The following is a 488-nucleotide window of genomic DNA, read 5'->3' on the forward strand; positions in this document are numbered from 1 at the left end:
GGCAATGAAATAACAATAGGATTTCCAGAGTGTTCTATAATTTGCGATTTACCAATTTTATTTTGTGGACTATAGTTGAAAGAAGCAGGAGGTGTTTGAGTAATTTTTTCTATTTCTTCAAAAGTAAGATTGTTTTCTTGGATTTGTAACACTTCCAATGCATCTAATTGATTAATGGAAGTGGGTAAAATAGTGATGTTTTTATTGTTAATTACTAGCCCTGTAATTCTTTCTAATGGGTTTCCTGAATGAGTAACTCCTTCCCAAGTACTGATTGGTGTATTTAGATCCCAACTTAAAGAATTATTAAGGTTTTGAAGGTAAATATTTGCAATAGCCGTAGAATCATTTAGGAAAGGTCCTGCATTAATCATGGTATATTTACCAGTTGTAATATTATTTTGAGAAGGATAATCAGGGTTTGTTATAATACAATGATAAGTACCATCTTCAGAAACAGACAAATTTCTATTATTTTCATTGTTTAA

The 488-nt window shown here is 30.1% G+C and carries 1 protein-coding gene; it reads right to left on the reverse strand.

Features of this window, described 5'->3' with window-relative positions; genetic code table 11:
* Positions 1 to 488, reverse strand: a 488-nt coding sequence (locus IC221_RS29315; protein ID WP_223241539.1) for a hypothetical protein, incomplete at both ends; no start/stop codon positions are given.

The organism is Flammeovirga sp. EKP202, assembly GCF_014534745.1.
Lineage (GTDB): Bacteria > Bacteroidota > Bacteroidia > Cytophagales > Flammeovirgaceae > Flammeovirga.